Source organism: Streptomyces sp. NPDC020983 (genome assembly GCF_044333485.1).
Taxonomy (GTDB): Bacteria; Actinomycetota; Actinomycetes; order Streptomycetales; family Streptomycetaceae; genus Actinacidiphila.
Genome location: NZ_JBIRRA010000005.1, coordinates 1 through 22,315 on the forward strand (window position 1 = coordinate 1; position 22,315 = coordinate 22,315).

12 protein-coding genes are annotated in these 22,315 nt (G+C 75.2%); 4 read left to right on the forward strand and 8 right to left on the reverse strand.

Annotated elements, in window-relative coordinates; translation table 11 throughout:
- Positions 1-477: 477 nt before the first annotated feature.
- On the reverse strand, positions 478-1,038 hold the full coding sequence (locus ACH4SE_RS11895; RefSeq protein WP_398543209.1) for a MarR family winged helix-turn-helix transcriptional regulator: 561 nt from the start codon (positions 1,036-1,038) through the stop codon (positions 478-480).
- 125 nt (positions 1,039-1,163) lie between these two features.
- Here ACH4SE_RS11895 and ACH4SE_RS11900 point away from each other — a divergent pair, with 125 nt between their 5' ends.
- A complete protein-coding gene (locus ACH4SE_RS11900) occupies positions 1,164-2,456 on the forward strand; it encodes an MFS transporter (RefSeq protein WP_398543210.1) in 1,293 nt (430 codons plus the stop codon).
- 178 nt (positions 2,457-2,634) lie between these two features.
- Here the strand turns inward: ACH4SE_RS11900 and ACH4SE_RS11905 are convergent, their stop codons facing one another.
- Positions 2,635-4,374, reverse strand: a complete 1,740-nt coding sequence (locus ACH4SE_RS11905) for a SpoIIE family protein phosphatase (RefSeq protein WP_398543211.1) — start codon at positions 4,372-4,374, stop codon at positions 2,635-2,637.
- Between the two features lie 127 nt (positions 4,375-4,501).
- Positions 4,502-5,917, reverse strand: coding sequence for an NAD(P)/FAD-dependent oxidoreductase (locus ACH4SE_RS11910; protein WP_398543212.1), 1,416 nt, complete (start codon positions 5,915-5,917; stop codon positions 4,502-4,504).
- 308 nt (positions 5,918-6,225) lie between these two features.
- Here ACH4SE_RS11910 and ACH4SE_RS11915 point away from each other — a divergent pair, with 308 nt between their 5' ends.
- On the forward strand, positions 6,226-6,966 hold the full coding sequence (locus ACH4SE_RS11915) for a TetR/AcrR family transcriptional regulator (protein ID WP_398543213.1): 741 nt from the start codon (positions 6,226-6,228) through the stop codon (positions 6,964-6,966).
- A gap of 321 nt (positions 6,967-7,287) precedes the next feature.
- Complete coding sequence (locus ACH4SE_RS11920) at positions 7,288-9,219, forward strand: sigma-70 family RNA polymerase sigma factor (RefSeq protein WP_398543214.1); 1,932 nt, start codon at positions 7,288-7,290, stop codon at positions 9,217-9,219.
- A 36-nt stretch (positions 9,220-9,255) separates the two neighbouring features.
- On the opposite strand, the gene ACH4SE_RS11925 is transcribed toward ACH4SE_RS11920, so the two are convergent.
- From ACH4SE_RS11925 to topA, 4 genes are all read right to left on the reverse strand, one after another.
- Positions 9,256-9,978 carry a DsbA family oxidoreductase gene (locus ACH4SE_RS11925; RefSeq protein ID WP_398543215.1) on the reverse strand — a complete coding sequence of 241 codons (723 nt, stop codon included), beginning with the start codon at positions 9,976-9,978 and terminating at the stop codon, positions 9,256-9,258.
- Between the two features lie 86 nt (positions 9,979-10,064).
- On the reverse strand, positions 10,065-13,388 hold the full coding sequence (locus tag ACH4SE_RS11930; RefSeq protein ID WP_398543216.1) for a BTAD domain-containing putative transcriptional regulator: 3,324 nt from the start codon (positions 13,386-13,388) through the stop codon (positions 10,065-10,067).
- A gap of 528 nt (positions 13,389-13,916) precedes the next feature.
- Positions 13,917-17,078, reverse strand: a complete 3,162-nt coding sequence (gene tmk, locus ACH4SE_RS11935) for a dTMP kinase (protein WP_398543217.1) — start codon at positions 17,076-17,078, stop codon at positions 13,917-13,919.
- A gap of 133 nt (positions 17,079-17,211) precedes the next feature.
- Positions 17,212-20,007 carry a type I DNA topoisomerase gene (gene topA, locus ACH4SE_RS11940; protein WP_398543218.1) on the reverse strand — a complete coding sequence of 932 codons (2,796 nt, stop codon included), beginning with the start codon at positions 20,005-20,007 and terminating at the stop codon, positions 17,212-17,214.
- A 288-nt stretch (positions 20,008-20,295) separates the two neighbouring features.
- On the opposite strand from topA, the gene ACH4SE_RS11945 reads away from it, so the two are divergent.
- Positions 20,296-20,697 (forward strand): DUF2752 domain-containing protein, encoded by a 402-nt coding sequence (locus tag ACH4SE_RS11945; RefSeq protein WP_398543219.1) that lies wholly within the window; start codon positions 20,296-20,298, stop codon positions 20,695-20,697.
- A 36-nt stretch (positions 20,698-20,733) separates the two neighbouring features.
- Here the strand turns inward: ACH4SE_RS11945 and ACH4SE_RS11950 are convergent, their stop codons facing one another.
- Positions 20,734-22,266: a methyltransferase gene (locus ACH4SE_RS11950; RefSeq protein ID WP_398543220.1), complete on the reverse strand. Its 1,533-nt coding sequence runs from the start codon at positions 22,264-22,266 to the stop codon at positions 20,734-20,736.
- Positions 22,267-22,315: the final 49 nt, after the last annotated feature.

The following is a 22,315-nucleotide window of genomic DNA, read 5'->3' on the forward strand; positions in this document are numbered from 1 at the left end:
TATCTGGCGTTGACTTTTGGCACGCTGTTGAGTTCTCAAGGAACGGAAGCTTCCTTCGAGACCGTTTCACCGGCCCCTCCGGGCTTTCCCTTCGTCGTGTTCCGACTCTATCAGACGCTTTCCAGTGCCTGACCCCCAGTCAGCGGGGTTTGTCTTTTCGGCCGTTCGGCCGTTCCGACGAGTGAGACTTTAGCGGACTTCCTTCGCCGCGGCCAAATCGGCCGGTCGAGCGAAAGCCTGCCTGCATTCCGTAAAAACACACGACGGGACGACAGCGAGGACGACGGCACAACGGCCGACGACGCGGTCGAATCGAGATGGTTCCTGCGGGATGGCTGTCCGGGGACCGACCAGAGATCGGCGCTCACGTCGGACAACCCGAAGAACTTTACGCACGTCCTCCGTGCGTGTCAACTCTCGGCGGTCGGCGCGCCCGGCGGGCGGCCCGGGCGGGCTGTCCGGGCCGGTCAGGAGGGGTCAGTCGAGGTCTTCCAGGCGGCCGCCGGCGTCGGGCTGGCTGGTCTCGACGCGGCGGAGGAGGCGGGTGAGCATGTCGCCGAGGGTGGCGCGTTCGGCCGTGCTGAGGTCCTGGAGGAGGTCGTCCTCGAAGGCGGCGGCCAGGCGCATCGTCTGGAGCCACTTCTCGCGGCCCTCGTTCGTCAGCTCGACGATGACGCGGACGCGGTTGGCCTCGTCCCGTTCGCGGGTGACCAGGCCCTCGGTGACGAGGCGGTCGATGCGGTGGGTCATGGCGGCCGGGGTGAGGCCGAGGCGTTTGGCCAGGTCGCCGGGGCCGAGCTGGTAGGGGGTGCCCACGACCACGAGGGCCTTGAGGACCTCCCACTCGGCGTTGCTGATGCCGAGGTCGACGAGCTGCCGGCCGTAGGCGACGTTCATCCGGCGGTTGAGCCGGCCCAGGGCCGTGACGACCTTCTCGACCTGGGGGTCGACCTCGGGGAATTCGCGCTGGTAGGCGGCGATCTGGGCGTCGAGGTCCAGTTCCTGGGGCGCACCGGCGGAGCCTGCGGCTGAGGTCATGCTCCCGAGTATGGCATGGAGCCTTTGCTCTAAAGCCCTTCGGCATGTACTCTTTAGCTTCGAACTTTACTCATGAAGTCTTCGAACCGAAGCCGTACCGCTCGGGACGACCCGGAGGGAGAGCCGTGAACAACGCCATGGGCGCCGCGCTGCGCCGTATTCAGCTGGGCAACGCCCTGAGCGCGTTCGGGAACGGTTTCACCGTGCCCTTCACCTTCGTCTACGTGTCGCAGGTCCGCGGGCTCGGTGCCGGGGTCGCCGGGGCGGTGCTGGCGACCTTCGCCGTCGCCGCGCTCTTCGTGCTGCCCTTCACCGGGCGCGCCATCGACCGGCGCGGGCCCGTACCGGTCGCCGTCGCGGGCACCGTCCTCGCGGCCGTGGGGTCGCTCGGGCTCGGGCTTTCCGGCAGCGAGGCCGTCGTGATCGCTGCCGCGGGCGCGCTGGGAGCGGGTATCTCCGTGGTGCAGCCCGCGCTGGCCACGATGATCGTGTGGTGCTCGACGCCGGCGACGCGGTCCCGCGCGTTCGCCACGCAGTTCTTCCTGGCCAACCTGGGGCTCGGTGTCGGCGGGCTCATGGGCGGCCTGATCGTGGACACCGCGCACCCGTCGTCGTTCATCCGGCTCTTCGCGATCGAGGCGGCGATGTTCCTGGTGCTCGGCGCGGTCGTCGCCACCGTGCGGCTGCCGAGGAGCGCCGTCGCGGACGGGCGGGTGCCGGGGGCGGGTGCCGGCGGGGGCTGGGGCGCCCTGCTGCGGCACCGGGCGATGGTGCTGCTGTGCGTGCTCGGCTTCGTGCTGTTCTTCGCGTGCTACGGGCAGTTCGAGTCCGGCCTCTCGGCCTTCGCGGTGACCGTCACGCGGATCTCGCCCGCCATGCTCGGCGTGGCGCTGGCCGCGAACACGGCGGCGATCGTGCTCGCGCAGTTCGTGGTGCTGCGGCTCGTCGAGCGGAGGCGGCGCAGCGCGGTGATCGCGGTCGTCGGCGTCGTCTGGGCCGCGGCCTGGCTGGTCGCCGGGGCGTCCGGGCTGCTGCACGGGCACCACGCGGTGGCCGTCGTGGCGATCATCAGCACGTACGCGCTGTTCGGGCTGGGCGAGGCGATGCTCGCGCCGACCGTGTCGCCGCTCGTCGCCGATCTCGCCCCCGAGGGCATGGTCGGGCGCTACAACGCGGCGTTTGCGCTGGTCAAGCAGCTCGCGCTGGCGATCGGGCCCGCGGTGGGCGGGCTCATCGCGGCCGCGAGGGCGTACGACGTGTACGTCGTGCTGCTCGTGGGGTGCTCGCTCGCCGTCTCGGTGCTGGCCGTGCGGCTGGGCCGCACGCTCTCGGCCGAGCAGGACGCGCCGCACCGCTCCCGCGTGGTGGCCGTCCACCCCGCGGGCGAGCAGACCGTCTCGCCGGCCCCGGTGGCCTGACCCCGGCGTCACGCCACCGGGCGAGCGCTTCCTCGGGCGGCGTGCGGGGCCGTGTGCGCGGGCGTGACCGGCCCACCACTGCGGTGCACGTGGTCTCCCGGCCGGAGGTTCGGTCCGGTGGTGGGCCGTGGGGTACCCGTGGGGGTGGTTCCCCGCGGGGGGACGGGCCCCCGCCGTCTCAGCCCGGGAGGGCGAACTCGCACCAGACGGCCTTGCCGCCGCCGGGCGTGCGGCGGGAGCCCCAGGAGGTGGCGATCGTCGCGATGATCGAGATGCCGCGGCCCGCCTCGTCCGCGGGCTCCGCGCGGCGGCGCCGCGGCAGGTGCTCGTCGCCGTCGGTGACCTCGATCACGAGGCGGCGGTCGGTGCGGCGCAGGCGCAGCTTCATGGGCGGGGTGCCGTGCTTGAGGGAGTTGGCGACGAGTTCGCTCGCCGCGAGGACGCCGAGGTCGCGGAGTTCGACGGGGAAGCGCCAGGAGGCGAGGACGCCGGTGGCGAAGGCGCGGGCACGGGGGGCGGCTTCGATGCCGCCGAGCAGGTCGAGGGAGGCGTTGCGGAAGACCTCGCCGTCGGGGAGGCCGGTGTGGTCGGGGTACTGGAGGACGAGGACGGCGACGTCGTCGTCGTGCTGGCCGGTGACGCCGAGGGCGCGCATCAGGCGGTCGCAGACGACCTGGGGGGCGCCGGTGGCGCCGGCGAGCGCGCGCATGAGGGTGGTGACGCCGTCCTCGATGTCCTCGCCGCGGCGTTCGATGAGGCCGTCGGTGTAGAGGACGGCGGTGCAGCCGGGGCCGAAGGGGACGGTCGCGGAGGTGTGGGTCCAGCCGCCGGTGCCGAGGGGCGGGCCGGTGGGCTCGTCGGTGCGCTCGACCGTGCCGTCCGGGTGGCGGATGAGGAGCGGGAGGTGGCCGGCGCTGGCGTAGGCGAGGCGGCCCTCGCTCGGGTCGTGGACGGCGTAGACGCAGGTGGCGATCTGGGTGGCGTCGATCTCGGCGGCGAGGCCGTCGAGCAGCTGGATGACCTCGTGCGGGGGCAGGTCGAGGCGGGCGTAGGCGCGTACGGCGGTGCGCAGCTGGCCCATGACGGCGGCGGCGCGCACCCCGCGGCCCATGACGTCGCCGATGACGAGGGCCGTGCGGCCGGCGCCGAGGGTGATCACGTCGTACCAGTCGCCGCCGACCGCGGCGTCGGTGCCGCCGGGCTGGTAGGTGGCGGCGAGGCGCAGGTCGTCGGGCTGTTCGAGCTGCTGGGGCAGCAGGCTGCGCTGGAGGGTGACGGCGGTCTCGTGGATGCGCCGCTCGCTCTCCCGGAGGCGTTCGGCGGACTGGACCTGGTCGGTGACGTCGGCGGCGAAGACCAGGACGCCGCGGCGGGCGGGGTCGGGGTCGTCGGCGTGGACGGGGGTGCAGGTGAAGGTGAAGTAACCCTGACGGGTGACGGCGGCGTGGTCCGCCCGGGTGACCCTGCGGGCCTTGACCGTCCGCGGGCGGCCGCTGCGGTGGACCTGGTCCATGAGCGGGAGCAGGCCGAGTTCGGAGAGCTCGGGGAGGGCCTCGCGGGCGGGGGTGCCGGTGGAGCGGGGGCCGAAGACGTCGGTGTAGGCGTCGTTGACGAAGCCCACGGTGTGGTCGGGGCCGTGGGTGACGGCGATCAGCGCGGGCAGCTGGCTGAGCATCGCGGCGACGGCCTGGCCGGCCCCGTCGAGGGCGGCGGGCCGGCCGTGCGGGGCGCTGGGAGTGCCGGGGTGACCTGCTGCGGAGGGGTCGGCGGGGTCGGCCGGGGTGAGGCCGGGGTCCGGGCCGCCGGTCGCGTTGCCCACCGGTGCGGCGGCGGGATCGGCGGTCTTGCCGCGGGCCGCCGGGACGGCTCCGCGTCGCTGTGTTCCGGGGAGCCGGGCGCTCCAACGCGTGAGGTTCAAACGTCCGATTCCTCGTATTTGTCACTCTTTGCAAGTGCTGCCGCACGGGTCGTCACTCGTCCAGTGTGGCCGAATGTGGGCCTGCGAGGGAATCGCGCCGTGGTGCGCCCGGCGCGCGCGGGGGCGCTCACGCCCGCGGCGGGTCGGTGTCGCCGCCCGTACCGCCGTTGCCGCGGGGGGTGCCTCCGTTGCGGCCCGCGGCCTGCTCGAACTCGGCGCGCGGGTGCTCCAGGGAGCCGAGCGAGACGATCTCACGCTTGAACAGGCCGGACAGGATCCACTCCGCGAGCACCTTGGACTTGCGGTTCGCCGTCGGCACCCGGCTGAGGTGGTAGACGCGGTGCATCAGCCACGCCGGGTAGCCGGTGAGGCGGCGCCCGTACAGCAGCGCCACGCCTTCGTGCAGGCCGAGCGAGGCGACGGAGCCGACGTACTTGTGGCGGTATTCGGTCAGCGGCTCGCCGCGCAGCTCGGCGGTGATGTTGCGGGCCAGCACCTTGGCCTGGCGCACGGCGTGCTGGGCGTTGGGCGCGCACAGGGCGCCCTCGCGGCCGGCGGTGAGATCGGGGACGGCGGCCGCGTCGCCGGCGGCCCAGGCGCCGGGGTGGCCGGTGACGCGCAGCGTCGCGTCGGCGCGCAGCCGGCCGCGGTCGTCCAGGGGCAGGCCGGTGGCGGCGAGCAGCCGCGCGGGTTTGACGCCCGCGGTCCACACCACCGTCCTGGTCGACAGCCGGGAGCCGTCGGACAGGACGGCGACGCGGTTCTCGCAGGACTCCAGCCGCGTTTCGAGGCGCACGTCGATGTTGCGGCCGCGCAGCTCCCGTACGGCGTAGCGGCCGAGCCGCTCGCCGACCTCGGGCAGGATGCGGTCGGTGGCCTCGACGAGCACCCACTTCATGTCCTCGGGGCGGACGTTGTGGTAGTAGCGCAGGGCGTAGCGGGCCATGTTCTCCAGCTCGCCGAGGGCCTCCACGCCCGCGTAGCCGCCGCCGACGAAGACGAAGGTCAGGGCCGCCTCGCGGACGTCGGCGTCCCGGGTGGAGGAGGCGATGTCGAGCTGTTCGAGGACGTGGTTGCGCAGCCCGATGGCCTCCTCGACGGTCTTGAAGCCGATGCCGTACTCGGCCAGGCCCGGGACCGGCAGGATGCGGGAGATCGAGCCGGGCGCGAGGACGAGGTGGTCGTAGCGGATCTCGGTGGCGCCGCCGCCCTCCTCCTCGGTGGCGGGCGTGACGACGGCCGCGACGCGCTTGTCGTGGTCGACGGACCGCACCTCGCCGACGATGATCCGGCACTCGCCCAGGACCCGGCGCAGGGGCACGACGACATGGCGCGGGGAGATCGACCCGGCGGCCGCTTCGGGGAGAAACGGCTGGTAGGTCATGTACGGCTGGGGTTCGACGACCACGATCTCGGCCTCACCGCGTTTCAGCCGCAGCTTTCGCTGGAGCTGCAACGCCGTGTACATGCCGACATAACCACCGCCGACCACAAGAATGCGCGGTGTGCTTGCCCTGGCCATGGCCGCCGACTCCGTCGTCATTGCTCCATGACGCAATGGGCGGACGCCGTTTGTCCACAGGGCGGACGGCGCGATTCGCCGGAACCGGCGTCCCCGCAGGCAGGGAGCCCGCGTGCGCATGGGGTGATCATCGGGCAAACGCCGCAGACGCGGGAAGCCGCCCCGCCTCGTACGCAACGATCTCCTGTCCCAGGGACCACACCCCCTTCATTCTTGACGCAGCCTCAACTATGTTCGTTTCTCGTAGTGTCGGCGGTGACACGCCTGCACGATCTTTAAGGGTGGGGAGTCTCCGGGGGGAGACATTCGGATTACCGGGGGAGACACATATGCATCTCGAGTACGCAAAATTGACATCTGCCGCGGCAGCGGACGGGGGGACGGGCCGGGCGGCACCCCTTCGGGTGGACGCCCAGCGCAATCTGGAGCACGTGCTCCGCGCCGCCCGTGAGGTCTTCGGCGAGCTCGGCTACGGCGCGCCGATGGAGGACGTCGCCCGGCGCGCCCGCGTCGGGGTCGGCACCGTCTACCGCCGCTTCCCGAGCAAGGACGTGCTGGTCCGGCGGATCGCCGAGGAGGAGACCGCGCGGCTGACGGAGCAGGCGCGTGCCGCACTGGGCCAGGAGGAGGAGGCGTGGTCCGCGCTGGCCCGCTTCCTGCGCACCTCTGTCGCCTCCGGCGCGGGGCGGCTGCTGCCGCCCCAGGTGCTCCGGGTGCAGCCGCACGACGGGCCGGAGGACGACGCGGCGCGGGTGCCGCAGCAGCGCGCCCGCTCCGACGGGGACGCCCTGCTCTCGGGTGTCCTGCACGAGCACGCGGCCGCACCGGCCCCCGCGGCGGGGCCGAACGACGCGGCCGAGGAACAGGACGGGATACGCACGCTGCTCGACGTGGTGGGCCAGCTCGTCGAGCGGGCCCGCGCCGCGGGCGAGCTGCGGGCGGACGTGTCCGTCGCGGACGTGCTGCTCGTCATCGCGACGGCGGCGCCGTCCCTGCCGGACGCCGCGCAGCAGGCGGCGGCTTCGGCCCGGCTCCTCGACATCCTCCTCGAGGGCCTGCGCTCCCGCTGATCCCTGCCGGGGCCGTCCGCGGGTGCGCCCGCGCCGCGGGCGTCCCCGCCGGGAGCGGGAAACCACGCCGGCAACCCGCCGCCGTCCGGCGGCGCGGCCGCACCGCTCCCTCGGGGCGGTGCGGCCGTGCACCACGGTGGTGGGCTGCGGGCGCGGCCCCGGGGGGGACGTGGGTTTCCCCGCGCGGTGGAAGAGCCGGCCCCGCGGGGACGGCGGGGCCGTCCGGGGGTCGTGGAGGAACCGTGAACGATCCCCCACGGAAGGGTGGTTCCGTAGGGGCCCGGCACTCCGGGGCGCCCCGCTTGTGCCACGCTTGGCCGCGTGGATGAGGCCAACGGCGAGACCGGCGCCTCCGCCGCCGCGGAAAGCGCGGAGGGCGGCGAGGAGCCACCGCGCAGGGTCCCCGGTCAACGCGACGCGGCGGCGCGCCCGGACCCGGTGCCCGCCGCGCGGCGCCCCCCGGCCGACGGCACGCCCGACGGTCCCGGGGGCGCGAACGGACCCGCGGGGTCCGGGCAGCCGGAGCGCTCCGACGCCGAACTCGTCGACCAGGTCCGGGCCGGCCGGGACAGCGCCTACGAGGAGCTGTACCGCCGCCACGCCCAGGCCGTACGCCGCTACGCCCGTACGTGCTGCCGCGACGCGCACACCGCGGAGGACCTCACCGGCGAGGTGTTCGCCCGTACGCTCCAGGCCATCCGCGGCGGCAGCGGGCCGCAGTCCGCGGTGCGCGCGTACCTGCTCACCACCGTCCGCAGGGTCGCCGCGACGTGGGGCAGCAGCGCGCGGCGCGAGCAGCTCGTCGAGGACTTCGCCGTCTTCGCCGTCACCGCCGAGGGCTCCGTGGCCACCGCCAGCGAGCCGGCCGCCGACGTGCGGGCCATGCGGGAGGCCGAGCGGTCGCTCGCCGTCAAGGCGTTCAGGACGCTGCCGGAGCGGTGGCAGACTGTGCTGTGGCACACGGCGGTCGAGGAGGAGTCGCCCAGCGACGTCGCGCCGCTGCTGGGGCTGACGGCGAACGCCACCGCCGTCCTCGCGCACCGCGCGCGGGAGGGACTGCGGCAGGCGTATCTGCAGGCGCACGTCAGCTCGTCCCTCACCCGGGCCGGGGACTGCGCGCGGTACGCCGACCGGCTCGGTGCCCACGCACGCGGCGGTCTGCGGATGCGCGCCGACCGGGAGCTGAACCGCCATCTGAAGGACTGCGAGCGCTGCGCCGCCGCCTCCCTCGAACTCGCCGACCTCAACTCGACGCTCAAGGGGCTGCTGCCGGTCGCGTACATCGGCTGGTTCGCCGCCGTCTACGCCGCCAAGGCCGCCGGGGCCGCGGTCGTCGCCGGCGGTGCCGCCGCCGCGGGCGCCGCGGGAGGAGCCGCGGCCGCCGCCGCGGGCTCCGGCTCCGGCGGATCCGCCGCGGCGGGCGGGGCCGCGGGCGAGGGTCTGGGGCTGCCCGCCAAGATCGGCATCGCGGCCGCCGCCGTGGTGGCCGCCGCCGCGACCGCGTTCGCCCTCACCGCGGGCGGCGACGGCAAGCCGAAGCCGCAGGCCAGGCCACCCGTCCCCGCCCCGCCGGCCGCGCCCGCGGCGACGACCCCGCCGCCCTCCCCCGCGGCGCGGCCCGACCCCGCGCCCGAGCCGCCGCACCCGGCACCGGTCCGTACGACCCCGCCGCCGCCCGGGCCGGCCGTGACGCGTCCGGCGCCGCCGCCGAGGCCCACGCACACGCACACGCCGGCACCGGCTCCCCCGCCCACCCGGGCGCCCGCCCCGCCGCCGCCCTCCCCCGAGCCGACTGCGGCGCCGGTCGCGTACAAGGTCAACTCGCTGCGTGTCGGCGGCCTGCCCGGCGCCGGGGACGAGCCCACGATCCGGCTGGGCGGCCTCGCCGCCGGCAGCTGGTGGTGGGACCGCTGGGGCCTGCGCATCGGCGGCACGACGTACGCGCACGGCATCAGCGTGCACGCGCCGTCGAGCGTGACGATCGACCTCAACCGGGCGTGCGTCGCGTACGACGCGATGGCCGGCGTGGACGACCTGGGCCGCGGCCTGCGGGCGGGCGTGCGGTTCTCGGTCGACGGCGACGGCACCCGGCTGTGGACCTCGCCGGTCCTGCACGCCGGAGACCCCGCGGTGCGCCTCCACGTCCCGCTCGCCGGTCGCACGGTGATCCGGCTGACCGTCACGCCGGCGGATGCGGGGCTCGGCCCCACGGGGCTGGCGGACTGGGCGGACTCCGTCCTCACCTGCTCCTGAGCGCGGCCGCCCCCGGCCCTCCCCGCGGGGCGGCGCTCAGCGGGCGGACTCCCCCGGCGGGGGGACGGCGCACGCGCCGTCGGCGCAGGAGTCGGCGTCCTGGGCGGCGGGGGCGGCGGGGGCGGCGGAGGACTCGCGGGAGACCTGCTCCAGTGCCTGGAGGAAGACGGACGTCTCCTGGCCGCCCTGAACGGCCCACTTCCCCTCGAAGACGAACGTCGGCACCGCGCTGATGCCGAGCTGCCGGGCCTCGTCGATGTCCGCGAGGACCTCCTCGGTGAGGTCGTCGCCGGCGAGGAAGGCGGTGACGGCGTCGCGGTCGAGCCCGGCGGCGACGGCGGTGTCGGCGAGCTGGGCGCGGTCACCGATGTCGAGGCCCTCACCGAAGTGGCCGGCCATGAGCCTGCCCTTGAGGCGGGCCTGCACGGCGGGGCCGTAGGTGTCGAGCGCGAAGCGCAGCAGGCGGTGGGCGAGCAGCGAGTTGTTCTCCAGCACCGTGTCGAAGTCGAAGGTGATGCCCTCGTCGGCGCCGAGCGCCGTGACACGTGCGTCCATGGCCCGGGCCTGCGGACCGTACTTGGCGGCGAGCACCTCGTGGTGCGGGCGCGGCTCGTGCGGCGCGGACGGGTCGAGCTGGAAGGGCCGGTAGACGACCTCGACGCCGGACGCCTTCGGGAAGGCCGCGAGCGCGCGCTCGAAGCGGGCCTTGCCCACGTAGCACCAGGGACAGGCGATGTCCGAGTAGATCTCGACCTTCACGGGGGACTCTCACTTCCGGTGGGGGCTGCGGCCGCGCTCCAGTGTTCCTTGAAGCTTCAAGGGCATAAGGCAGCCGCCCGCCGCGGCTATTCCCCCACCGTTTCCGCCGGCTGCACGGCGAGCGCGGTGAGCAGGTCCGCGGCCGCCTCCGGGCCGAGCGCCGCGCCGCTCTCCCGCGCCTCCGCGAGCCGCTCCGGGGCCAGGGCCCGCGCCGCCCGCGCGGCGACCGCGGCGGCGGCCGCACTTTCGGGGGCACTGCGCGGCAGCGAGCCGCGTACGGCGTCGGCAGCGGACAGCAGCCGGGCTGCGGAGTACGCGTCGCCGGCGGCGGAGAGGGCCTCGGCGGCCATGTCCAGCATCGACCCGACGACCAGCTCGGTGCCGCCCGCCGCCAGGGCGATCCGCAGCGCCTGGTCCAGCTCGGCGAGAGCCGCGCGGGGCCGGCCCTCCGCCGTGGTGATGCGCGCCGACAGGCCCGCGATGAGCGCGTGGAAGACCGGTGGCGGCGTGCCGTCGGCGATGTGCCCGGCCGCGAGCCCGCACATCCGGCGCGCTCCGGCGACGTCGCCCTCCTGGAGCCGCATCGTGCCGTCGAGGTAGTGCACATAGGTGCGCGCGTCCCAGACGGTGTAGCGCTCGGCCGCATCCCTCGCGCGGGCGAGCAGCCGGTGCGCCTCCGCGCCGTCGCCGTCGCGGTGGGCGATCTCGGCCATCCGGGCGAGCAGGAACGCGGACTCGGCGAAGGCGCCCAGCTCGGTGCCGAGCCGCTGGGCCTCCTCCAGCTCCGCGCGCGCGGCAGCGTATTCGCCGCGGGCCATCGCGATCTCGCCGGCGACGCCGTGCACCTGGGCGAGGATCCAGCGGTCGTGGAGCCGCCCCGCCAGCTCCGCGAGCTCGGCGCGGCCGGCATCTGCGGTGGGCAGTCCGCCGGGCGAGTCGACGGCCATGTGGGTGTGCAGCAGGAGCGCCGTGGCCAGCTCCCATTCGCCGCCGTGCACACGGCAGTTGGCGACGACCTTCGCGGCGTTGCGGCGGATCTGCGGGGTGCCGCCGAGCAGCGCCTCCGGGCCGCCGTGCACCACGTAGGCGGTGAAGGGCCAGATGATGCCGGGGAAGCGGGCCGCGTGCGGGCCGCCGTCGCGGTAGGCGCGCTCCAGGCGCTCGGCGAGGGCGAGCCACTGCGGGGTGGTGAACTGCGCCTCGGCGGCCTGGTCGCTCCTGACGAAGAAGAGCACCATCGCCGCGTCGGTGCGCTGCCAGTACAGCGGGTCGGTGGGGTCCTCCGGCGCGTCCTCGCTCAGCGCGAGGGCACGCGCAAGCCAGCCGTCCGCCTCGTCGCGGTAATTGCGCAGCCACCAGAACCAGCCCATGGCCAGCACGACGGCGAGCGCCTCGGCCTCGTCGTCCGCCTCGATCGCACGGTGCAGTGCCGCCCGGATGTTGTCCAGCTCGGCTTCCAGCACCTCCAGCCAGTGCAGCTGGTCGGCGCCGCGCAGCCGGGCGTCGGCGGCGCGCGCCAGATCGCGGTAGTACGCGGTGTGCGCGCGGGCGGCACGCGCCAGCTCGGCGGGGCGCTCGGCGGCGCGTTCGACGGCGTATTCGTGAATGGTCTCCAGCAGGCGGTAGCGCACGTGCGGGCCGTCCCCGGAGGGTCCACCACCGCTGCCGGACGGGCGCAGGTCCGCCACGACGAGGGACTTGTCGACGAGCTGCGCGACCGTCTCCAGCGCGTCCGGGCCGCACACCGCCTCGGCGGCGTCCAGGGTGCAGCCGCCCGCGAAGACGCTCAGCGCGCACAGCGTGCCGCGCTCGGCCTCCGTGAGCAGGTCCCAGCTCCAGTCGACGACGGCACGCAGCGTCTGCTGGCGCGGCAGCACCGTACGGCTGCCGCTGGTCAGCAGCCTGAAGCGGTCGTCCAGCCGCCGCGCGATCTGCTGCGGGGTGAGCGCCCGCAGCCGGGCCGCCGCCAGTTCGATCGCGAGCGGAAGTCCGTCCAGCCGCCGGCAGATCTCCGTCACCGCCTCGTCCTCGGCGGCGCTCCCGTTCCCCGGGGTGCCGCCCGCGTGCGGGGCCGCGCCAGGGCGTACGGCGGCGGCGCGTTCGGCGAAGAGGCGGTGCGCGGTCGGCAGCGGCAGCGGCTCCACCGGGCGGACCAGCTCGCCGGGGACGCCCAGCGGCTCGCGACTCGTGGCCAGTACCGTCACGGCCGGGCAGGCGGCGAGCAGCTCGGCGGTGAGCGCGGCCGCCTGCGCGATCAGGTGCTCGCAGTTGTCCAGCACGAGCAGCAGGCGGCGGGACGCGCAGTGCTCCAGCAGCCGCGCCGACGGGTCCTCGCCGTACGGCTCCGATCGCATCGGCCCCGCGCCCAGGACATGGGCGTCGCGGCGGCCCAGCGCGTTCAGCACCGCGTACGGGATCGCGGCCGGATCGTCGAGCGGGGCCAGCTCCGCGAGCCACACGCCGTCCGGGAAGCCGGCGGCCGCCGCCTCCGCCGCCTCCTGCGCCAGCCGGGTCTTGCCCGAACCGCCCGGGCCGGTCAGCGTCACGAGGCGGGCGCGGGCGATCTCCTCGCCCAGGTCGCGCAGATCGGCCTCCCGCCCGACGAAGCTCGTCAGGCGGGCGCGCAGATTGCCCGGGGGCCGTGGCCGCGCGGGGGGCGCCGCTCGCCGGGCGGCCGACGCCGGCTCCTCGGCCTGCCGCAGCAGGTCCGCGTGCAGGGCGCGCAGCTCCGGGCCGGGGTCCGCGCCCAGGACGTCCGCGAGCGTCTCGCGGGCCTCCTCGAACGCCACGAGGGCGTCCGCGGTCCGGCCCGTGGCCCGCAGCGCGCTGATCAGCTGCACACGGAAGGCCTCGTCCAGGGGGTACGCGAGGACGGCCTCGCGCAGCTCGGGAAGGACGTCCGCGGCGCGGCCCAGCGCGAGTTCGGCGTCCACGCGGAGCCGCTGGGCGGTGAGGCGCAGGGCCTCGGGGCGGGCCGCGGGGACGGCGCGCTCCGGGAGGTCGGCGAGCGCGGGGCCGCGCCACAGGGCCAGGCCGCGGGCCAGGACCTCCGACGCGCGCCGCGGGTCGCCCGCCGCGAGGGCTTCCTCGGCCTCCCCGACCAGCCGCTCGAAAACGAAGAGGTCGACCGCGTCGGGCCCGGCGGCGAGGCGGTAGCCGCCCGGCCCGGACGTCACCGCGTCCCGGCCCAGCGCCCTCCGTAGCCGGGCGACCAGCGCCTGGAGGGCGCCGGTCGCGTCCGCGGGCGGGTCCGCGGCCCATACGTACTCGATGAGGGTGCTCGTGGGGACGGGGCGCCCGGCGCCGAGGGCCAGTGCGGCCGTCAGCGCCCGCACGCGCCCGCCGCCCAGCGCGACGGGGGCGCCGTCGCCCCGCCTCACCTCGGTGACCCCGAGCACGAAATACCGCACCCGGGCATTCTCCCCTGCCCCCGGCCCCTCCGGCTGCCCCCGCCCTCCCCCGCCCCCGCGGGAAGGGGCCGCCGCCGTGCGCCCCGCGCCGGTCCGCGTGTCCGGCCACGGCCGGACGCGCCCTTCGGTGGGGGCGGTGGTGCCGCGCAGGGACGCCACCAGTGGCACGGAGAACGGCGCGACCAGGGCCCCACCAGCGCACCGCGCCCGCCACGGCAGGACCCGGCAGCCTACCGGGACAGGGCCCGGCCGGGGACGTCGAGGACGTCCCCGAAGCGGGCGGGGAACGGCACAACCCGACCCGCGCGCACGGACGGTGCCGCCACCGGAGGGAGTCAGCAGACCACCGGGACAGGGCCCGGCCCCCGGGGGGACGTCCCCCGTCCAGAACGGTGCACGCCCCCAGAGCGCGGGGAACGGCGCAACCCGACCCGCGCGCACGGACGGTGCCGCCACCGGCAGGACCTGGCAGACCACCGGGACAGGGCCCGGCCCCGGGGGATCTCCCCCCAGGGCCGGGCGCAGCGTCTAGCGGGGGTCGTCGTCCTCGTGGGGGCCGAGGAGTTCGTCCGCGAGGGTGGGGAGGTCGTCGAGGGGAGTCTCCTCGGCCCAGTCGGGGCGGGGGCGGCGTACCGCGGGGAGTTCGCGGGTGCGCTCGGACTCGGGCGTCTCGGGGCGGAAGAGCCACGGCGGGACGCGGTCGGCCGGGTCGCTGTCCCGCGCCGTACCGGGCACGGGCGGCGGGGGGCCGGGGTCCTGGACCGCCGGAAGCATCGTGGTCGTCTCGTCGGACGGCCCCTCCCGCTTCTCCGGCGGCCCCTCGCGCTTCGGCTCGTCCCGCACGGGCGGCAGCACCGCCGTCTCGTCCGGCCCGGACCCGGATTCCGGGCCGCGCCCGGACTCCGGCGGCTCCTGCACCGCGGGCAGCACCGCCGTCTCGTCGGACCCGGAGTCCGAGCCGCGACCGGACTCCGGCGGCTCCTGCACCGCGGGCAGCACCGCCGTCTCGTCCGACGAGCCCTCGGGCTCCTGCGGCTCGTCCGGCACGACCGGCGTGACGACCGTTGTCGCGTCGTCCGCCGCGGTTTCCGGCTGCGGCTTCCGCTCGGCCTCCGCGGCCCGCGCGGCCTCGGCGCGGAGGAGGGCCTCCTCCGCCTTGCGCTGCTTCTCCACCCGCCGGGCCTCGGCCTCGGCGCGCAGCCGGGCCTGCTCCTCGGCGAGGTGGCGCAGCCGGGCCTGCTCGGCCTCGCGCGCGGCCTCCTCGGCAGCGAGGCGCGCGGCCTCCTCGGCGGCGAGCCGGTCCGCCTCCTCCTGGCGCCTGCGCGCCTCCTCCGCCTCCTGCGCGGCCTTGCGCTCGGCGATCTCCCGCCGGGCGGCCTCCTCGGCGGCGAGCCGGCGCTCCTCCTCCTCGCGGCGGAGCTTCTCCAACTGCTCGCGGCGTTCGCGCTCCTGCCGCTCCTCCTCCGCCTTGCGCGCGGCCTCCTCCGCGGCGAGGCGGGCGGCCTCTTCCGCGGCCTTGCGTTCGGCTTCGGCGCGGGCCGCGATCTCCTGCTCGGACAGCGGCAGCAGCTCGTCGAGCCGGTGCCGTATGAGCGTGGTGACGGCCTCCGGGTCCTGGCCGGCGTCGAGGACGAGGTAGCGGGCGGGGTCGGCGGCGGCGAGCGTCAGGAAGCCGGCGCGGACGCGCTGGTGGAATTCCGGGGGTTCGGACTCGAGCCGGTCGGGCGCCTCGGTGAAGCGCTCGCGCGCGATCTCGGGCGTGACGTCGAGCAGCACGGTCAGGTGCGGCACGAGCCCCTCGGTGGCCCAGCGGTTGATGCGGGCGATCTCGGTGGGCGCGAGGTCGCGCCCGGCGCCCTGGTAGGCGACGGCCGAGTCGATGTAGCGGTCGGAGATGACGACGGCGCCGCGTTCGAGGGCGGGCCGCACGACGGTGTCGATGTGCTCGGCGCGGTCGGCGGCGTAGAGCAGCGCCTCGGTGCGGTGCGAGATGCCGCCGGAGGACACGTCGAGCAGGATCGACCGCAGTCGCTTGCCGACGGCTGTGGCGCCGGGCTCGCGGGTGACGACGACCTCGTGGCCCTTGGCCCTGATCCAGCTCGCGAGCGCTTCCACCTGGGTCGACTTGCCCGCTCCGTCGCCGCCCTCGACGGCGATGAAGAAGCCGGTCGCGGAGGGCGCGGCCGCCGGGTCGGCGCCCCGCAGCGCCTCGCGCAGGTCGCGCCGCAGCGGGACGCCGCCGCGGTCGTCGGTCTTGCCGAGCACGAGCGCGGCGACCGGCAGCAGCAGCGCGCCGACGAGCATCAGCGTGTACGCGGCGCCCGCGTGGTCGAAGGTGAACCGGCCGTCGGCGATGCGGTGCGGTCCGATCGCGGCGGCCAGCAGCGGGGCGCAGATCGCGGCGAGGCCGAGTGCGGCGCGGGCGACGGCCTGCAGGTGCTCGGTCGTCCGGGCCCGGCGGCTCTCCTCCGCCTCCAGCTCGACCAGGACGTGCCCGGTGTTGGCGCTGACCCCGGCGGTGACACCGGCCAGCAGCGCGAGCAGCAGCATCGTCGTCGGGTCGGGGACGAGGCCGGTGAGCAGCAGGGCGAGACCGGTCACGCCGATCGCGAGCGGCAGCAGCCGGCGCCGGGACAGGCCCGGCAGGACCCGCGGCGCGAGCCGGATACCGGCGACGGTGCCGCCCGTGAGCACCAGGACCAGCAGCGCGAAGCCCGTGGGCCCGAAGCCCATGGCCGCGGCGTGCAGCACCGCCACCGACACGGCCGCGGCGACGGCGCCGGCGACTGCGGCGGTGGACAGCACCAGCAGCGGCAGCACGCCGGTCCTGCCGTTCTCGGCGCCCGCGGGCCCCTTCGGCAGCCGCAGGCCCTCCAGCGGCGAGCGCGGCCGGGCCGCGGTGCCCGAGGGCAGTTCGAGCGCGGCGAGCACGGCGATCGACGACGAGAAGAGGCCCGCGGCGACGTACGACGACAGCGCGACCTGGTGCAGGTCGAACCAGTCGACGCCGGTCGCGATGAGCGTGTTGACGAGGGTGACGACCACCATGGAGGCGGCGGCGAGGGGCAGCGCGACGAAGCTGGTCCGCAGGTCGAGGCGGTGCAGCGTGGCCAGGTGGTCGGGCGCGGGCCGTACCGACGTGTCCCCCGGCGGCGGCAGCAGCACGGGGGCGGCGCCGTCCTTCGCGACGGCCCACAGCCGTTCGGCCGCGCCGGTGACGAAGACCGTCGCCAGCAGCCACACGTACGCCTTGCCCGGTGTCCACGTCACCCACAGCGGGGCGATGACGAAGAGCGCGAGGCGTACGCCGTCGGCACCGATCATCGTCCAGCGGCGGTCGAGCGGACCGTCCTTCGCGGTGGCCGCGGAGAGCGGGCCGAGCAGAACCGCGCCGAAGAGCAGCGTCGCCACGAGACGCGCGGCGAAGACCGCCGCGGTCGCGAAGGCGACTCCGCGGTAACCGCCCCCGAAGGCACCGACTCCGGCTGCCGCTTGGACCGTCAGCCAGATCAGCACCAGCAGGCCGAGGCGGTCGGCGACCGCTCCGGTCATCTGGGCGTTCCAGAGCTTGCGCAAGGGCGGGATCCTGAGCAGCGCGCGGACCGCGCGGTCACGCGAATCCGCGGCGAGGTCGTCCGCGAACGCGGGCGAGGCCTCAGCGGGCTGCGGCTGCGGGGTGGGTGGCGTCATTCCCTCAGCCTATCGCCCCGCTCCTGGCCGCCGGGTGCCCCCCGTCGCCCCCTGTGGACAACCGCCGCGGTCGCGCCCACCCGGCGCCGGCCGCGTACGGGGGGCGGCCCCGGACCCCCGGGCGAGCGCCGCCCTACGCGGTGGGCGGCTTCTTGGCCGCGGCCTTCTTCGCCGGGGCGGAAGCGGCCTTCTTCGCGGGCGCGGCCTTCTTCGCCGCCGCCTTCTTCGCCGGGGCGGCCTTCTTCCGCGCGGGGGCCTTCTTCGCGGGACCCTTCGCCCGCTTCTCCGCGAGGAGTTCGTAGCCCCGCTCCGGGGTGATCGTCTCGACGTCGTCGTCACGGCGCAGCGTCGCGTTGGTCTCGCCGTCGGTCACGTACGGGCCGAAGCGGCCGTCCTTGACGACGACGGGGCGCTCGCTCACCGGGTCGGTGCCGAGTTCCTTGAGCGGCGGCTTCGCGGCGGCGCGGCCGCGCTGCTTGGGCTGGGCGTAGATGGCGAGGGCCTCGTCGAGGGTGATCGTGAAGAGCTGGTCCTCGGTTGCCAGCGAGCGCGAGTCCGTACCGCGCTTGAGGTACGGGCCGTAGCGGCCGTTCTGCGCGGTGATCTCGACGCCGTCGGAGTCGGTGCCGACGACACGCGGCAGGGACATCAGCCGGAGGGCGTCCTCCAGGGTGACGGTGTCGAGGGACATCGACTTGAAGAGCGACGCGGTGCGCGGCTTGATCGCGTTCTTGCCGGTCTTCGGGGTGTCCTCGGGCAGCACCTCGGTGACGTAGGGGCCGTAGCGGCCGTCCTTGGCGACGATGGGGCGGCCGGTCTCCGGGTCGGTGCCGAGTTCGAAGTCGCCGCTGGGGCGGGCGAAGAGCTCCTGGGCGTATTCGACGCTCAGCTCGTCGGGCGGCAGGTCGTCGGGGACGTCGGCGCGGCGGTGGTCGTCCTCGCCGCGCTCGCCCTTCTCGATGTAGGGGCCGTAGCGGCCGACGCGCAGCACGATGCCGTCGCCGACCGGGAACGAGGAGATCTCCCGGGCGTCGATCGCGCCGAGGTCCTCGACGAGTTCCTTGAGCCCGCCGAGGTGGTCGCCGTCGCCGTTGGCCGCGGAGGCGGGGGCGGCGTCCGGTTCCTCGGTGCCGAAGTAGAAGCGCCGCAGCCACGGCACGGACTCGGCCTCGCCGCGGGCGATGCGGTCGAGGTCGTCCTCCATGGAGGCGGTGAAGTCGTAGTCGACGAGCCAGCCGAAGTGCTTCTCCAGCAGGTTGACGACGGCGAAGGAGAGGAAGGTCGGGACGAGCGCGGTGCCCTTCTTGAAGACGTAGCCGCGGTCGAGGATCGTGCCGAGGATCGTCGCGTAGGTCGAGGGGCGGCCGATCTCGCGCTCTTCCAGCTCCTTGACCAGCGAGGCCTCGGTGTAACGGGCGGGCGGCTTGGTCGAGTGGCCCTCGGCGTCGATCTGGTCGGCGGTGAGCGCGTCGCCCTCGGTGACCTGCGGGAGGCGGCGCTCGCGGTCGTCCAGCTCGGCGTTGGGGTCGTCGGCGCCCTCGACGTAGGCCTTGAGGAAGCCGTGGAAGGTGATGATCTTGCCGGACGCGCTGAACTCGGTGTCACGCCCGTCGGTGGAGGTGCCGCCGACGCGTACGGTGACGGACTGCCCGACGGCGTCCTTCATCTGCGAGGCGACCGTGCGCATCCAGATCAGCTCGTAGAGCCGGAACTGGTCGCCGGTCAGGCCGGTCTCGGCGGGGGTGCGGAAGCGGTCGCCGGAGGGGCGGATGGCCTCGTGCGCCTCCTGCGCGTTCTTGACCTTGGCGGCGTACGTGCGCGGCTTGTCGGGCAGGTAGTCGGCGCCGTAGAGCTGGGTGACCTGGGCGCGGGCGGCGGTGACGGCGGTCTCCGACAGCGTCGTGGAGTCCGTACGCATGTAGGTGATGAAGCCGTTCTCGTACAGCTTCTGGGCGACCTGCATGGTGGCCTTGGCGCCGAAGCCCAGCTTGCGCGACGCCTCCTGCTGGAGGGTCGTGGTGCGGAAGGGCGCGTACGGAGAGCGGCGGTAGGGCTTGGACTCGACGCTGCGGACGGCGAAGGGCACGTCGGCGAGGGCTGCGGCCAGCGCGCGGGCGGCGGCCTCGTCCAGCTGGAGGACGGTCGCGCCGGCCTTGAGGGCGCCGGTGGAGGCGTCGAAGTCGCGGCCCTGGGCGACGCGGCGGCCGTCGACGGAGACGAGCCGGGCGTTGAGCGTGGACGGGTCGGACGCGTCACCGGCCCGGCCGGTGTTGAAGACGCCGGTGAGGTCCCAGTACTCGGCGGAGCGGAAGGCGATGCGCTCGCGTTCGCGCTCGACGACGAGCCGGGTGGCGACGGACTGCACGCGGCCGGCGGACAGCCGCGGCATGACCTTCTTCCACAGCACCGGCGAGACCTCGTAGCCGTAGAGCCGGTCGAGGATGCGGCGGGTCTCCTGGGCGTCGACGAGGCGCTTGTTCAGCTCGCGCGGGTTGCGGACGGCGGCCTGGATGGCGTCCTTGGTGATCTCGTGGAAGACCATGCGGTGCACGGGCACCTTGGGCTTGAGGATCTCCTGGAGGTGCCAGGCGATGGCCTCGCCCTCGCGGTCCTCGTCGGTGGCGAGGAAGAGTTCGTCGGATTCCTTCAGGAGTTCCTTGAGCTTCTTGACCTGGGCCTTCTTGTCGGCGTTGACGACGTAGATCGGCTGGAAGTCGCTGTCCACGTTCACGCCGAGCCGCGCCCACGGCTGGCCCTTGTACTCCGCCGGCACCTCGGCGGCCCCGTTGGGCAGGTCGCGGATGTGCCCGACGCTCGCCTCGACGACGTATCCAGGGCCGAGATAGCCCTTGATCGTCTTCGCCTTGGCAGGCGACTCGACGATGACGAGTCGGCGGCCGGCCGGTGCGGTCTCGCGGGTCGGGGACAACTTCGCTCTTCTCTCCGGTTCGAAGGGGTGACGCTGCGGAGTGTGACCGTACCTCCCGGTCCCGTGTCAAACGGGAAAAGTCAACAACGCCATCCGAACGGTAACCCGACAAGCGGTCTGTCTGCCGCATGGACGGGTCATGTCAGACCCGAAGGGGGCGGCCGGGGCGCGGCGGGCCGGGGGCCTGGTGGCCGGATGCGTACGTGCGCGGCAGGGGGTCGGCGCGGGCCGCGGGCGGGGTGCCAGGATGGGGGGCCGAGGGGTGTGCTGCGGACCGGAGGTGCCGGGGTGGGCGGTGACGGGGTGCGGCGCGCCGTACGGCATCCGGCCGCGGCGCCGCTGGCCGCGCTGGCCGCCGGGATCGCCGCGGCGGCGTATCTCTACCGCACGGATCCGCACCAGCCGGGCCACTGGCTGCCGCGCTGCCCCTTCAACTGGGCCACCGGCCTGCTGTGCCCGGTGTGCGGAGCCACCCGTACGGCGTACGACCTGCTGCACGCCGACCCCGTACGGGCCTTCCACGACAACGCGCTGCTGCTGCTCTGCACGCCGCTGCTGCTGGCCGCCTTCGGGGGCTGGGCGTGGGCGGCGGTGCGGGGGCGGCAGTGGCGCGTTCGGGTGGGGCCGCGCGGGGCTGCGGCGCTGGTGGTGGTGCTGGTGGCGTGGGGGGTCGTACGCAACCTGCGCTGAGCGCCCCGGCGTACGCCCCCGTGCCCCGGCGCCGGGCTACGGCGTGACCGGCTCCAGGAAGCCCTGCTCGACCAGCGTGCGGATCGCGGCGGGCGTGCGGTCGCGCAGTACCACCGGGTCCTCGCCGAGCAGTTGGGCGATGGCGTCCACGATCCGGCCGGCCGGCAGCGTCCCGTCGCACACCCCGGCGAAGCCCGCGCCCACGGTGTCGACCTCGGTGGCCCGGCGCATGCCGCGGCCCGAGCGCAGGACGACGTGCTCGGGATCCTCCGCGCCCGGCACCCCGACCTGCTCCTGCGCCACGTCGGGGGCGAGGGTGAAACGCGCGTCGAGCAGGTCCGCGTCGTCGTGGCGGCGCAGGAAGTCCTGCCGGGCGAACCAGCCGGCGATGTGGGGGCCGAGCGGCTGCTCCACCGGGTGCGGCCACTCCTCGGCGGTGACGGCGGGGCGGTCGGATCCGGTCCTGCGCAGCGTGATCCAGCCGAAGCCCACAGCACCGACCTTGGCGCGCTCGAAGTCGTCCAGCCAGGTGTCGTAGCGGGCCGCGTACGCCGCAGGGTCGTCGCGGTGGTCGCCGCCGTCGCGCAGCCACAGCTCGGCGTACTGCGCGACGTCCTGGACCTCGCGCTGCACGATCCACGCGTCGCAGCCGCGCGGCACCCACTGGGCGAGCCGCTCGCGCCAGTCCTGGCCCTCGATGTGCTGCCAGTTGGCCAGCAGCTGGCACCAGCCGCCCTCGGTGAGGTGGTCGGCGGCCTGCTCCACCAGGGTGCGGCACAGGTCGTCGCCGCCCATTCCGCCGTCCCGGTAGGTGAAGCGGCCGGCCGGGGAGATCACGAAGGGCGGGTTGGACACGACGAGGTCGTAGCGCTCGTCACCGACCGGCTCGAACAGGCTTCCGCGGCGCAGGTCGGGCGTCCGGGCGCCGGACAGCGCGAGGGTGAGCCGGGCGAAGTGCAGGGCGCGCGGGTTGACGTCGGTGGCCGTGACCCGGGTGGCGTGCCGGGAGGCGTGCAGGGCCTGGACGCCGGAGCCGGTGCCGAGGTCGAGGGCGCTGCCGACCGGGTCGCGTACGGTCAGCCCGGCGAGCGTGGTCGAGGCGCCGCCGACGCCCAGGACCAGGTCGGCGCGGTCCACGCCGGTGCCGCCGGGCGTTCCGCCGATGCCGCCCGCACCGCCGACCGCACAGCCCAGGTCGGACACGATCCACCAGTCCTCGCCGCCGTCGCCGGCGTAGGGGCGTACGTCGGCGGCCGCGCGGACCTCGTCGCCGTCACGCACGAGCCAGCCGTCCGCCGTGTAGCGCTCCAGGCCCGGCAGCGCGACACGGGCGCGGCCGTACGGGACGGGGCACTGCAGCAGGAAGAGCCGGACCAGGGTCTCCAGCGGGCTGCCGCCGCGGGTGGCGCGCAGCGCGGGCACGGTCTCGGCGCGCGAGAGCGCCGCGTAGCCGACCGCGCCCAGCAGGTCGAGGCAGCCGTCCGCGGTGAAGTCGGCGGCGAGCAGGTCGTCGCGCAGGGCGGCTGCGCTGTCGGGGGCGGGGAGGCGGGGCGTCGTCACGAAGGCCATTGTCGCGGCAACGGGCGGGTCCCGGCCACGCGCCCGCCGTGGTCGCGGG

Bases quoted from the DNA above. Each gene is read 5' to 3' on its own strand.
- ACH4SE_RS11895 (WP_398543209.1), bottom strand. From the start codon at position 1,038: ATGACCTCAGCCGCAGGCTCCGCCGGTGCGCCCCAGGAACTGGACCTC.
- tmk (WP_398543217.1), bottom strand. From the start codon at position 17,078: ATGACGCCACCCACCCCGCAGCCGCAGCCCGCTGAGGCCTCGCCCGCG.
- ACH4SE_RS11915 (WP_398543213.1), top strand. From the start codon at position 6,226: ATGCATCTCGAGTACGCAAAATTGACATCTGCCGCGGCAGCGGACGGG.
- ACH4SE_RS11950 (WP_398543220.1), bottom strand. From the start codon at position 22,266: ATGGCCTTCGTGACGACGCCCCGCCTCCCCGCCCCCGACAGCGCAGCC.
- ACH4SE_RS11910 (WP_398543212.1), bottom strand. From the start codon at position 5,917: ATGACGACGGAGTCGGCGGCCATGGCCAGGGCAAGCACACCGCGCATT.